The 12651-nt window shown below is 42.9% G+C and carries 11 protein-coding genes; 4 read left to right on the top strand and 7 right to left on the bottom strand.

Annotated features, from left to right (window positions below):
* Window positions 1–53: 53 nt before the first annotated feature.
* From ACFQ1M_RS04525 to ACFQ1M_RS04515, 3 genes are all read right to left on the bottom strand, one after another.
* Entirely contained in the window at window positions 54–1595 is a 1542-nt protein-coding gene (locus ACFQ1M_RS04525; protein ID WP_386404520.1) for an alanine/glycine:cation symporter family protein, read from the bottom strand.
* A 91-nt stretch (window positions 1596–1686) separates the two neighbouring features.
* On the bottom strand, window positions 1687–2805 hold the full coding sequence (locus ACFQ1M_RS04520) for a hypothetical protein (protein ID WP_386404517.1): 1119 nt from the start codon (window positions 2803–2805) through the stop codon (window positions 1687–1689).
* Window positions 2806–2842: 37 nt separating this feature from the next.
* A complete protein-coding gene (locus tag ACFQ1M_RS04515) occupies window positions 2843–3283 on the bottom strand; it encodes an Lrp/AsnC family transcriptional regulator (RefSeq protein WP_386404514.1) in 441 nt (146 codons plus the stop codon).
* Window positions 3284–3475: 192 nt separating this feature from the next.
* On the opposite strand from ACFQ1M_RS04515, the gene ACFQ1M_RS04510 reads away from it, so the two are divergent.
* On the top strand, window positions 3476–3874 hold the full coding sequence (locus tag ACFQ1M_RS04510; protein WP_386404511.1) for a hypothetical protein: 399 nt from the start codon (window positions 3476–3478) through the stop codon (window positions 3872–3874).
* 66 nt (window positions 3875–3940) lie between these two features.
* On the opposite strand, the gene ACFQ1M_RS04505 is transcribed toward ACFQ1M_RS04510, so the two are convergent.
* Both ACFQ1M_RS04505 and ACFQ1M_RS04500 read right to left on the bottom strand, forming a co-directional pair.
* A complete protein-coding gene (locus tag ACFQ1M_RS04505) occupies window positions 3941–5119 on the bottom strand; it encodes an AIR synthase related protein (protein WP_386404508.1) in 1179 nt (392 codons plus the stop codon).
* A 93-nt stretch (window positions 5120–5212) separates the two neighbouring features.
* Window positions 5213–7399 (bottom strand): glutamine synthetase III family protein, encoded by a 2187-nt coding sequence (locus ACFQ1M_RS04500; protein WP_386404505.1) that lies wholly within the window; start codon window positions 7397–7399, stop codon window positions 5213–5215.
* Window positions 7400–7593: 194 nt separating this feature from the next.
* Between ACFQ1M_RS04500 and ACFQ1M_RS04495 the strand changes: the two genes are divergently transcribed.
* Complete coding sequence (locus tag ACFQ1M_RS04495) at window positions 7594–8607, top strand: glutamine synthetase beta-grasp domain-containing protein (RefSeq protein ID WP_386404502.1); 1014 nt, start codon at window positions 7594–7596, stop codon at window positions 8605–8607.
* A 79-nt stretch (window positions 8608–8686) separates the two neighbouring features.
* Here ACFQ1M_RS04495 and ACFQ1M_RS04490 read toward each other — a convergent pair whose 3' ends face one another.
* Entirely contained in the window at window positions 8687–9622 is a 936-nt protein-coding gene (locus ACFQ1M_RS04490; protein WP_386404499.1) for a calcium/sodium antiporter, read from the bottom strand.
* Window positions 9623–9722: 100 nt separating this feature from the next.
* Here ACFQ1M_RS04490 and ACFQ1M_RS04485 point away from each other — a divergent pair, with 100 nt between their 5' ends.
* Both ACFQ1M_RS04485 and ACFQ1M_RS04480 read left to right on the top strand, forming a co-directional pair.
* Window positions 9723–10583 (top strand): fructosamine kinase family protein, encoded by an 861-nt coding sequence (locus tag ACFQ1M_RS04485; RefSeq protein ID WP_386404496.1) that lies wholly within the window; start codon window positions 9723–9725, stop codon window positions 10581–10583.
* Window positions 10584–10648: 65 nt separating this feature from the next.
* Window positions 10649–11914: a sterol desaturase family protein gene (locus ACFQ1M_RS04480; RefSeq protein WP_386404493.1), complete on the top strand. Its 1266-nt coding sequence runs from the start codon at window positions 10649–10651 to the stop codon at window positions 11912–11914.
* 1 nt (window position 11915) lies between these two features.
* Here the strand turns inward: ACFQ1M_RS04480 and ACFQ1M_RS04475 are convergent, their stop codons facing one another.
* On the bottom strand, window positions 11916–12590 hold the full coding sequence (locus ACFQ1M_RS04475) for a peptidoglycan DD-metalloendopeptidase family protein (RefSeq protein WP_386404490.1): 675 nt from the start codon (window positions 12588–12590) through the stop codon (window positions 11916–11918).
* Between the last annotated feature and the right edge of the window lie 61 nt (window positions 12591–12651).

The raw sequence follows: 12651 nt of genomic DNA, 5'->3' as shown, positions 1-12651 counted from the left end.
CGAATTCTTTCGATGTGCGACTGACAGCATTTTGAGATTTTTAACGATTCATGCTAAGATCTTATGGTGTTGATATATCGTTTTAGTTCTACAGATACTTTGGGCGCAAGCAAAACTAGCCCGATCATGTTTGGCACCATCATAGAAAATACCATGGCATCGGAAAAATCCACTACGGCCCCCAAACTCGCAGCGGCACCAACAATAACGAATACGCAAAAAATACTCTTATAGAGGTACTCGGCGCGCTTCCCTCTTCCAAACAAAAAAGACCATGCTTGATGCCCATAGTAAGACCATGAGATCATGGACGAAAATGCGAATAGGATGACGGCCACCGTTAGCAGATAAGGAAACCAAGAAAATCCTTGAGCCAATGCATTTGAAGTAAGGATAACTCCTTGCTCAAAAGACACTTCATTGCCAACGGTGATCTGACCGGTAATTATCAATAGCAAAGCCGTCATGGTGCAAACGACCACGGTATCTATAAAAGGTTCTAACAATGCGACCAATCCTTCGCTTGCCGCGTAGCGCGTTCTTACTGCTGCGTGGGCAATCGATGCGGAGCCTATGCCTGCCTCATTCGAAAAAGCAGCTCGCCTAAAGCCTTGCACCATCACTCCTATCATTCCTCCAGTGACTCCCTGAGCGTTAAAAGCACCTTTGAGTATCGCACTAAAGGCACTCGGAATGTTCTCATAGTTCATTCCCAAGATAATGACCACGACCAATACGTACATAAGTACCATCGCCGGCACGATCTTATCGGTCACTTTCGCGATCTTTTTGATTCCCCCAATGATGACAATGCCCACAAAAATTGCCATCACCAAGCCAAACAACCAACCTTTTCCAAAGAAGAAGCTCTCCTCCCCTCCACTTACGAACTCAAACAATTTAAATGCCTGATTGGCCTGAAACATATTGCCTCCTCCAAAGGATGCTCCTACACACATGATGGCGAACATCACAGACAGGATCTTTCCGAGTCGTCCTTTACCAATATCTCGCAATCCGTTCTTTAAATAATACATAGGCCCCCCATAAACGATTCCGTGATGGTTTATTTCTCTATAGGCAACACCCAATGTACATTCTACGAATTTGGATGCCATCCCAAGTAGGCCTGCGAGTATCATCCAGAAAGTGGCGCCCGCTCCACCGATAGAAAGCGCTATGGCCACTCCGGCAATATTTCCAAGGCCTACGGTCGCGGATAAGGCCGCAGTCAGTGCCTGAAAATGACTTACCTCACCGTCGTGCCCCTCTACCCGCAGGGTGTCTAATTGATCACCGTCGACAGTGACCACTTCTTCCGAAACAAGCACCTTGGCTCCCGCTTCCAGATCGTCATACTTACCTCTGACGACATTCACAGCCGTGGGGAACGCCCTTAAGTTGATGCCTTTAAAGTAAAAGGTGAAATAGCTGGCGCCTAAGATCAATATGATCAATACCCATGGAATGCCTACGCTATCTGTTACTGGTATTTCCGCAAAGACAGCATCTACAAACCAACCGGTCGTATTGCTAAATGCTTCATTGATCTTTTGGTCCAGGTTGTCTTGTTGCGTTATGGATAAGGTCATCATCGGTTTTTTACTGACGAAGATGAGCACAAATCAATGCAGAGAAAAGGTTACGCAATGATGAAAATTATTCGCGAAATGCTTAAGTATGTGCTTAAGCATCCGATTTGATGGTGGCGAAACGCAAAAGGTCTTGCTCCTTTGCAAAGGAGATCAGTTGCTCCTTGCCTCCGGTACCACTAATATTGAGAAGTTTCTTTATTTGATGAATATGTGCCTGGAAACCGTCGACACTAATGTTCATGGCCTCCGCAATTTCCGTGTAGGACTTTTGGCCACCATACAACCCAAGATTTCCCAAAACCTCTTTTTGTCGTTCCGAAAGGACCACCTGTGCTGAAACCCTCAATTCTTTTACTTCTTTCTTTAAGGATTCAATGGTGTCCAAATGACTTTCGATACTTAATGTCAAACGTTGTTTTTCTTTCCTGTATGAGGTGAGTTTTGCTTGAAGCGAAGCCATCTGTGATTCCTGTTCTTCTTTTTCTGAAAGAAATTTCCAACTATATAGTAAAATTGAGAAGAGTAGAATAAATAGAAATTTGAAAGAAATTGCAGTGATGATCCCTAGCAATCCCCAGAATTGCTGGTCGACGACGGCTATGGCTCTATCCTGGGGAATGATTCTATGCGTGACCGCGATCACGATCAGGACAAAGAGGGCGAATGAGGGCAATAACATGAAGCGCATGGCTCTATTGATAAAAGCCTTGTTCAATTCGTTGAGCAATGAGAAGGCAACGACAATAGAAATAGGAATATCGATCAACCAGATAAAGTTATTACTGATCGATGCATTGTTGTAAGATGCGGCCACAAAAACAAATGCGATCATCAATAGAATACCGCCGAATACCATAAAGAACTCTCTTACTGAAAATCGCTCGACCATGCGAACGACCACACTACGACTGCTTTGATGTTCTATAGAGGGCAGCGATAGTAGTATGAACAGTGAATTTACCAATGATACCGTGACGCCTAAATAGATGAGTCCCTTATTGGTGGGTGCCATATGCAAGCCCGAAACACATATGAGGTTGACCAACCCGCCTATCCCCCAAATCAAGATAGCAAGACCAAACCATTTGATTCCTGCTATTGCTTGAGCCGAGGCTCCCCGTCGTTTCTCTTTGAAATATATTCGCTGAATGACCACTGCAGTGATCAGGCAGACAAGTGACGTAACAGCATATTCGATGGTATTTAGCATCAACAAATGATTTCTTATTAAAGTTACTAAAATAGCTTCACTTATGGGTGATCGGATTGTTTTCAATGACGTTGGAAAGAACGATATGGGTCCTAGTCTCTCCGTAGGTGATCAACTGATCGATGAAAGCCTCGAGATGAAACTGATCTGCCAATACTACCTCCATCACAATGTTCTCATTCCCGGTAATTCGATAGCAATTCAGCACCTCCTTGAAATCGCTTACTTTGCTCAAAAAGGGTTTTAGCCGCCCCATGAAAGCCCTTAAGGTGATGATCGCCTTTAGTTGATACCCTGTTTTTACATGACTCACTTCGGCCTTGTAGCCATTGATCACACCGGCATCTTCCATTTTCTTTATGCGCTCTGCGACTGCTGGGGAAGTCAAACCTACCTTTCTGCCGATCTCGGCATTGGTCTGTCTGGCATTTTTTTGTAGGCAATTTAAGATCGCCCAACTCTTCTCATCGATTTTCATCAAATAGGATTTTTGCATTTCTCTCGTGATAATGTTCAACTCTGCAGCTTATGAAAGAAGCCCTTCTGCTAATTCATTTCATATTGAAAAATAATCAACTTTAATAATTTAATTCCTAAAGTAAATATACATCATAACTTTAAAAGTTAAATATCAATCACGATTATACCCGCTAACTTTGTAGTAATTGCTATGAATACTTATTCCAACATACCGTTGAATCAGCTGCCGGTCTACAAAAAGGCCATAGAGATCTTTTCTTTGTCTAGAAGGATAGCTTCCTACCTCACCTATGATAAAGATCTGTTACAGATGGAATTCAGCAAAGAACGTGTTGATCACGAGGCGGGAGATCTTGTAATGCAATCATTGGGTTTAGCTCCGAGTATTGCGGCCGTTCAGACACAGCAAAGCTATCTATTAAAAATGCAACATGCGCAGTCTTTACGAAAACTGACCATTGGAATAGGGAAGCTTTGCGAACGCTTGGAAGCCAGTAGTGCCGAGGGTAAGGAGTTTCTTCAGTTATTGAGAAAAGAACTCAAAAAATTCAGGAAGTTGCAAAGAGATTGGATGGCAACGCTTAGATAAATAGCTATCTACTATTTATCACATCTCAATTCACCTAAGTTCTTGTTATTATTTCAAACAAATCGATCAATAGACAAACTCGCCAAATATACTCTTGATGGTGAGTTTTTTCTTATCTGAGGCCTCTACCCTACCAACCAATTTAGCATCTACGTTGTAAGATTTTGAAATAGCCATGATGTCATCGGCAATTTCTCGGGCAACATAAAGCTCCATTCGATGACCCATATTAAATACCTGATACATCTCTTTCCAGTCGGTACCCGATTCCTCTTGAATGAGCTTGAACAGAGGCGGCACTTCAAACAGATCATCCTTGATCACATGCAGCTCATCCACAAAATGCAATACCTTCGTTTGTGCACCACCACTGCAATGCACCATTCCGTGAATGGTTCCTGAATCGTATTTTGAAAGCACCTTTTTGATGATGGGCGCATAGGTACGGGTCGGAGACAACACCAATCTTCCAGCATCGATAGGTGAACCATCCACTGAATCGGTGAGCCTTGTTCCGCCGCTATACACTAGATGACCAGGTAGATCATGATCGAAGCTCTCGGGAAATCTTTCGGCTAAATATTTATGAAAAACATCATGACGGGCAGAAGTGAGTCCATTGCTACCCATTCCTCCATTGTACTCCTTTTCGTAAGTTGCCTGCCCAAAGGAAGACAGTCCTACGATCACATCTCCAACTTGAATATTGCTATTATCGATGACGTCGCTGCGCTTCATTCGTGCAGTAACGGTGCTATCTACAATGATGGTACGAACCAGATCGCCTACATCTGCCGTTTCCCCTCCGGTGGAATGAATGGTGACTCCAAATTCCTTCAGCTCGGTGATCAACTCCTCGGTACCATTGATGATCGCAGCGATCACCTCTCCTGGAATGAGATTCTTGTTTCGGCCAATGGTAGAGGATAGCATGATATTGTCTGTAGCGCCGACGCAGAGAAGATCATCGATATTCATGATCAATGCGTCTTGAGCAATTCCCTTCCAAACAGATAGGTCCCCCGTCTCTTTCCAATACATATATGCCAATGAGGATTTGGTACCGGCACCATCGGCATGCATGATGATACAGTGATCCTCATCACCCGTTAAGTGGTCTGGGACGATCTTACAAAATGCTTTAGGGAAAAGCCCCTTATCGATATTCTTAATGGCTTTGTGAACATCTTCCTTACTCGCAGAGACCCCACGCTGGCTGTACCGCTTACTTACTTCTGAACTCATTGATCATTGTGTTGTGCTGCAAAAATAGCAGTTTGTTTTCAGTTTGACGTTTTAAAGGATATTTTTCAGAATATAAATTTCGAAGCCTGCATCTTATCGCATGAATAGCAATTCTCTGTACTTGGTCAATGGCCATAACTCGTCATCGACCAGTAATTCCAACTTGTCGCAGTTGTATCTAATTTCATCAAAATATGGTTTTACTGCATTACAATACGCCTTGGCGCGCATCTCGGGAGTTTTTAACTTATTGGCCTTTTTGCGCTCGTTGGTCATGTCCGTCACTCCTTTGTTAATATTGGCAATATGCTCAGAGATCTGCTCTATGATGTCCATTTGCTCTCTTGCGACTTTTCTGAAATCGGACTCATAGATCTCTTTGAGCCCTCTCACATTCTCGATCAACGTATTTTGATATCGTATCGCTGTTGGGATCACATGGTTCCGGGCAATATCCCCAAGAACACGACCTTCGATCTGAACGCGCATCGTATATTCTTCAATACCGATCTCGTATCTAGCATGAAGCTCTGTCTTGTTCATCACGTCCATTTCTTCGAAGAGCGCGATCGACTTTTGATCTTTAAGTATCGCCAAAGCTTCTGGAGTCGTTTTGTTATTGCTCAAACCTCTGCGGGTTGCCTCACGCTGCCACGCATCGCTGTAGCCATCGCCTTCAAACAAAATAGTACGAGAGGCCTTGATATATTCTCTTATGACATTAAAGACAGCTTCGTCCTTCTTCAATTTCTTTTTATTGACAAGCCCATCGACCTCCACTTTAAACGCTCTTAATTGCTTAGCAACGATTGTGTTGAGCACTGTCATCGGGTTGGCACAATTTGCTTTTGATCCTACTGCTCTGAACTCGAACTTGTTCCCCGTAAAAGCGAAAGGTGATGTTCTATTACGATCGGTATTATCTAACAATATCTCTGGAATTTTACCTACGACATTTAATTTCAGATCTGTCTTCTCTTCTGGTGAAAGCTTGCCCTTGGAAACATTTTCCAGGTCCTCCAAGACCTTGGTCAATTGCTCTCCGATAAAAACAGACATGATCGCTGGTGGAGCTTCATTCGCTCCAAGGCGATGATCATTACTCGCGCTTGCAATCGAAGCCCTTAACAATTCTTCATTATCATTTACAGCTTTGATGGTATTGATAAAAAAGGTCAAGAATTGCAAACTGCTCATCGGCGTTTTACCGGGGCTCAACAAATTTACACCTGTATCCGTTGCCAACGACCAATTATTGTGCTTTCCAGAACCATTGATTCCCGCAAATGGCTTCTCGTGGAGCAACACTTTAAAATGATGCCTGTCCGCGATCTTCTCCATAATGTCCATCAGCAGAGAGTTGTGATCCACAGCCAAATTGGCCTCTTCAAAGATCGGCGCCAATTCAAACTGATTCGGGGCAACCTCATTATGCCTCGTCTTCACTGGTATCCCAAGCAATATGCATTGCTGCTCCAGGTCGCGCATAAAACGCATCACCCGGTTGGGTATCGAACCAAAGTAGTGATCATCCAGTTGCTGTCCTTTTGCCGGAGAGTGACCTAGCAACGTACGCCCTGCCTGTACAATATCTGGCCGCGAGGCTGCCAGTGCCTTATCAATAAGAAAATATTCTTGCTCCCACCCTAGTGTGGCATGCACTTTACTTACATTCTTATCGAATATTTTTGCAATGGCCGTAGCTGCCTCATCCACGGCATTTAATGCTCTTAGCAAGGGTGTTTTGTTATCTAAGGCTTCTCCCGTATAGGATACGAAGACGGTAGGTATGCATAAGGTAGTACCATAAATAAAAGCTGGAGAGGTAGGGTCCCAGGCGGTATAACCTCGTGCTTCAAAGGTGTTTCTAATACCTCCGCTTGGGAAACTTGACGCATCGGGTTCCTGTTGTACCAATTGATCACCCCCAAAGCTTTCTATCGACTCGCCATCGTTCGATATCTCAAAAAAGGCATCGTGCTTTTCTGCGGTGCTTCCTGTTAATGGTTGAAACCAATGGGTATAGTGTGTAACCCCTTTTGACATGGCCCAGTCTTTCATGGAAGCAGCGATCTGATCGGCCATGCTTCTGCTGATCTTATCACCTTTAATAATGGCATCCAAGACGCTCTTGTAAGAATCTTTGGTTAGGTACTGTTTCATCGTGGCCTGATTGAATACATCGGCACCGAAGAGCTCGGAGTGCCGGCCTTTACTTACAACCGCTATCTCATCTCTATTCAACGTTTCGTGTACTGCCTTAAATCGTAATGTTGCCATCGCTAATATTTTATGCAAATATATAATTTTCGCCTCTAAAATTAGTTTTTATTCAAAATACCCCTTAAAAAATTGGGGTGTTAATAAAAATTGAAAAAAATACCGGGTTATACCCCCTATTTTTTGAGTGCTTATATAAAAATAAGTATATATTTGCTCTGAATTTCTTTGTTATAAAAAATTAGCGTCCGATTATGAGTAAAACGTTTTTAGAGTACATTTGGTTAGATGGTTATCAACCAACTCAAGAATTAAGAAGTAAAGTTAGGATCGAAGATAATTTTAGCGGTAAGCTAGAAGATTGTCCGATGTGGTCCTTTGATGGATCTTCTACCCTTCAAGCCTCTGGTGGCAAATCTGATTGCCTTCTAAAGCCAGTTGCCATTTTTAACGACCCTGAGCGAGATAATGGCTTTTTGGTAATGACCGAGGTTTTGAATGCCGATGGCACACCGCACGAAAGCAATCATCGTGCTCAGATCGATGATGATGGGTCGTATTGGTTCGGTTTTGAGCAGGAATACTTCTTAATGGACAATCAGACTGACCTTCCATTAGGATTTCCACGTGGTGGATTCCCAGGACCTCAAGGACAATACTATTGTTCGGTAGGTGGGAGATACACCTGGGGAAGAGATTTTGTCATGGAGCATTTGGATCTTTGTCTTGAGGCCGGTCTTAATGTTGAAGGAATCAACCAAGAAGTTGCACCTGGACAATGGGAGTTTCAAATATTTGCAAAAGGAGCGAAAGAAGCCGGAGATCAGATATGGGTTGGAAGATATCTTTTGAATCGCTTAACTGAAAAATACGGTTACTACATCGACCTTCATCCAAAACCTGTTCAAGGTGACTGGAACGGTAGTGGGATGCACTGTAATTTCTCTAATGAAGAGATGCGTACCGCTGGAAGCAAAGAGCTTTTCGAGTCTATTTGCGAAGCTTTCAGACCAGTTGTGGAAGAACACATCGCCGTCTACGGTGCTTACAACGATTTGCGTTTAACAGGTCTTCACGAGACTCAGAGCATCGACAAGTTCTCTTACGGTGTGTCTGACCGTGGTGCTTCGATACGTATCCCGATCTACACCGTAGAGCACAATTGGAACGGATATTTAGAAGATCGTCGTCCTGCATCGAATGCAGATCCCTACAAAGTAGCTGGTAGAATTATCAAAACGGTAAAATCGGCTAAAGTGGTAGCATAACACTTGCACGCTTTAAGAATATAAAACGCCTTGATGTTCAAGGCGTTTTTTTTGTACCTAAATGTGAATCAAACTGTATTTAAAAAGCCGTGATATATACAAAGGTAAGATACGTTCCTAGCAACAGAATTCCATCGCGCCATCCCAAACGAAGTCCCTTTGGAATAAATACCAACGGAAATACAGCAAATGCGATGGCAAGCATCCAATAGATGTCGCTGTTGAGCAATCCTTGATCCTGCACCGTTATAGGGGTGATCATCGAAGTGATCCCCAGCACCGCCAAAATATTGAACACATTGGAACCCAGCAAGTTTCCTAACGAGATCGCCTTCTCCTTTTTCAATACCGCTATGATAGAGGCCGCCAACTCAGGAATACTGGTTCCAATTGACACAATGGTGATCCCGATAACACGTTCGCTAACTCCAAGTCCTTGGGCAAGACCAATAGCTCCATTCACAAGCATATCTGAGCCTCCCCAAAGAGCTACTCCGCCGATTGCGAGATACAGCACGATCTTATAAAGCGGCAATATCACGTCATCTTCAGGCATCTCGTCGACCACAGCCGGTTTTTGGAACCGCAAAAGATAGATCAAGAATATGATGAGAAAGGAGAACATAATGACACCCTCGTAGCGTTGCAACTGTCCATCGAATATCAAAAACCCATATAACATGGCCGAAGCGATCATCATCACGGGCCAATCGGTGATATAAAAGCTGCGCTCTACATCGATATGTGTTAGAATAATAGTAATGGCTAGCACCAATCCCAAATTTGCGATATTACTCCCTACGACATTACCCAACGCTAGATCGGGCGATCCCTTTAAGGCGGCATTGACACTTACGATGAGCTCTGGCGCAGAGGTTGCAAAGGAAACGACCGTCATTCCGATGACTATTTTTGGAATGTTCAGTTTCAGGGAAAGTCCAACAGCGGCTTTCAACAACCAATTTCCGCCCAATATGAGCAATACAAACCCGATAAGTATAAAGAATAAATTCATCTAAGGAGGTCAAAAAAATTTTAGCGAAGATACTTCAATATTCACATTCACCAATCTTGACAACTGAATTTTACAACTTTTCAATATCTTAGTTTTGATTATGGACAGCCACATTAAAGCTTCTCTTTCTGAACATTATAATATCTCTATTACAAAGTGTAAGCCCATTTCGGGTGGGGACATATCGTCTGCGTATGTTATAGAAACGACGGGTAAAAAATTATTTTGCAAACTGAATGACGCTAAGGAAGGTCTCTCGATATTTAAGGCTGAGACACTGGGATTACGCAAGATCGCAGAGACCCAAACGATAAAGACACCGGAAGTCTATGGCTACGGAAAATTTGGGAACACCTCTCATCTATTGATGGAATACGTTCCAACAAAAAGTCCTTCCGATAAAGACTTTGAGCTATTAGGAACCCAGCTGGCGCTTCTTCACCAAAATACCGACACGGCTTTTGGGTTCGTAGAGGATGACTATATTGGCTATTTAAGGCAGCAGAATCATCAGCACAAGGATTGGACACATTTTTATATCCAAGAACGTTTACAACCACAATTTCGATTGGCGATCGATAAAGGATTGTTAACCTTCAAGGACATTCCTAAGGAAAAGGATCTACTCGATCTCTGTACAGAAGTTTTCCTTGATGTATCACCATCACTACTGCACGGTGACCTTTGGAGTGGTAATTATTTAATTTCTGCGAATAGTGAACCCTATCTTATCGATCCAGCCGTGTATTACGGACATTCTTATGTAGACATCGCAATGACCAAACTCTTCGGTGGTTTCAGTACCTCATTCTACGAAGCGTATCATAGCCATATTCCGGAGCCTGATCATAAAAAGGAACTGATTTCGCTTTACCAACTCTATTATCTGCTGGCACACCTCAACATGTTTGGGGCCTCCTATCGCCCGTCGGTAAAGAACATCCTGAAAATGCTTAGCTGACATATTGCTAGATCATGCAACCATCTTTTTGTATATTTGATATACACCCAACAACTTATAGTTAGATGGAAACCTATGCCAATGCCCTGTTATATGCCATCCCTGGCTTTGTGCTCTTGGTCGTTTTTGAAGTGCTCTATGGTTACTTTATAAAAGACCAGATGCACAATGTGATGGACACGGTATCTAGTCTTAGTTCCGGACTTACCAATATCATCAAAGATTCGCTTGGCCTCGTGGTGATACTAGTATCTTACCCTTATCTTTTAGAGCATCTGGCGCTTATCGACATCAAAGCGACTTGGCTTGTCTATGTCATCGCGTTCATTGCGCTCGACTTTGCCGGTTATTGGAACCATCGGCTGGCGCATAAGGTAAATTTCTTTTGGAATCAGCACGTCATTCATCACAGTAGTGAAGAATTTAACCTAGCCTGTGCCTTAAGACAGTCTATTTCCAATATTTTTGGTTACTTTCCGCTGTTGCTCATTCCAGCAGCCTTGTTGGGCGTGCCAAACGAGGTCATTGCACTTTTGGCTCCTATCCATCTTTTTGCACAGTTTTGGTATCACACAAGACATATCGGAAAATTGGGCTGGTTAGAATACGTCATCATTACCCCTTCGCAACATCGGGTACATCATGCCATCAATCCTGAATATATAGACAAGAACCTCGGACAGATATTCAGTGTTTGGGATCGTATGTTCGGCACTTTTCAAGAAGAATTGGACGAGGTGCCGCCACAATATGGGGTACTAAAGCCAGCAGGGACTTGGAATCCCATATTGATCAATTTTCAACACGTATGGCGTTTGACAAAAGATGCTTGGCGTACCAAAAGCTATTGGGACAAGTTTCGGATCTGGTTCATGCCAACTGGCTGGAGACCTGAAGATGTAAAAGAGAAATTCCCTATTTCGACCATAACAGATGTTTACAATTTCAAAAAATACCACACCCCTGCCTCCAATGTATTGAAGGGGTATGCAATACTCCAATTACTTACCAATACATTGCTGTTGATGTTTATGTTTTATAGCTATAGCGAGATAGGGTTTGATCAGTTGTTGCTCTTTGGCGCCTTTGTCTTTTTTGGCATCTATGGGTACACCACTTTGATGGATAAGCATCCATCTGCCGTTTGGATCGAGGTGATCAGAGGTCTTTTAGGAATTGGATTCATTATGTTTACCGGAGACTGGTTTGGCATTAGCGATCATTTACCATTGGGTAGTGTACTTATGGCTCTTTATTTTGTAGGAACCATCATTGCAACGATTTACTTTATATATATAGAAAAAGAGTTCATTAGAACGGACTTGGCATAAATTAAATTTTCAGCAAGAGATTGGGGTCAGGGCAATTTGCTAAGTAGAAATCCCGCTCAGCTTTACTACAAACACCAGGATAGTCCCCATTATTCCCCTGCAGATCCTTGATGAGTTGAAAATGCAAATGCGGTGCGTAATTTACATTCTCCTCAGGTGTTCCCAAAGTTGCAATAACATCCCCTTTCTTTACTATTTTACCAATGTTCATATCCTGAAGGGATCTTCGTGAGAGATGTCCGTAAAGTGAATAGAACACCTGATCCTCTAATCGATGTTTAAGAATGATGGTTGGGCCGTAATCAGCTACGGCGTTATTGTCTTTAAAACTATGCACTTCGCCATCCATAGCAGCCAGAACAGGCGTCCCCGCCCCTACCCAAAAATCAATACCGAGGTGAATGTTTCTAGCATTTTCAGTAGTGCTGTTAAACTGTTCGCTATTTTCGTAGAGTCCTCGTTCTTCATTATAGCCACCGTAGGCAACCTTTGCCCTTTCTCGTGTCAAATGTGCGTCCAAAAAGTCTTGAAATTGCTTCGGGTCTGATTGGTCTACATTTTCCAATCTCTCATTCTGAACAGATAGGTCCACCAGCGCATACTTTTTAAACGAGATCGATGCATCAACCACAGCAATACGCTCCTGCGAATACGCCTTCAATAAATTTTCTAACATCAAAGAGGTCTTTTTCCTTCAAATATAGCCACACTTTGGTTGTGTTGCGTATTTTTGAGGG

This window comes from Sungkyunkwania multivorans (assembly GCF_042675645.1).
Classification (GTDB): Bacteria; Bacteroidota; Bacteroidia; order Flavobacteriales; family Flavobacteriaceae; genus Sungkyunkwania; species Sungkyunkwania multivorans.
The sequence above is the reverse complement of the archived record's forward strand: the minus strand, read 5'-3'. Positions and strand labels throughout refer to the sequence as shown.

Excerpts from the sequence above, each read along its gene's own strand:
- ACFQ1M_RS04525 (WP_386404520.1), bottom strand. The coding sequence starts at position 1,595 with ATGATGACCTTATCCATAACGCAACAAGACAACCTGGACCAAAAGATC.
- ACFQ1M_RS04520 (WP_386404517.1), bottom strand. The coding sequence starts at position 2,805 with ATGCTAAATACCATCGAATATGCTGTTACGTCACTTGTCTGCCTGATC.
- ACFQ1M_RS04515 (WP_386404514.1), bottom strand. The coding sequence starts at position 3,283 with ATGAAAATCGATGAGAAGAGTTGGGCGATCTTAAATTGCCTACAAAAA.
- ACFQ1M_RS04510 (WP_386404511.1), top strand. The coding sequence starts at position 3,476 with ATGAATACTTATTCCAACATACCGTTGAATCAGCTGCCGGTCTACAAA.
- ACFQ1M_RS04505 (WP_386404508.1), bottom strand. The coding sequence starts at position 5,119 with ATGAGTTCAGAAGTAAGTAAGCGGTACAGCCAGCGTGGGGTCTCTGCG.
- ACFQ1M_RS04500 (WP_386404505.1), bottom strand. The coding sequence starts at position 7,399 with ATGGCAACATTACGATTTAAGGCAGTACACGAAACGTTGAATAGAGAT.
- ACFQ1M_RS04495 (WP_386404502.1), top strand. The coding sequence starts at position 7,594 with ATGAGTAAAACGTTTTTAGAGTACATTTGGTTAGATGGTTATCAACCA.
- ACFQ1M_RS04490 (WP_386404499.1), bottom strand. The coding sequence starts at position 9,622 with ATGAATTTATTCTTTATACTTATCGGGTTTGTATTGCTCATATTGGGC.
- ACFQ1M_RS04485 (WP_386404496.1), top strand. The coding sequence starts at position 9,723 with ATGGACAGCCACATTAAAGCTTCTCTTTCTGAACATTATAATATCTCT.
- ACFQ1M_RS04480 (WP_386404493.1), top strand. The coding sequence starts at position 10,649 with ATGGAAACCTATGCCAATGCCCTGTTATATGCCATCCCTGGCTTTGTG.
- ACFQ1M_RS04475 (WP_386404490.1), bottom strand. The coding sequence starts at position 12,590 with ATGTTAGAAAATTTATTGAAGGCGTATTCGCAGGAGCGTATTGCTGTG.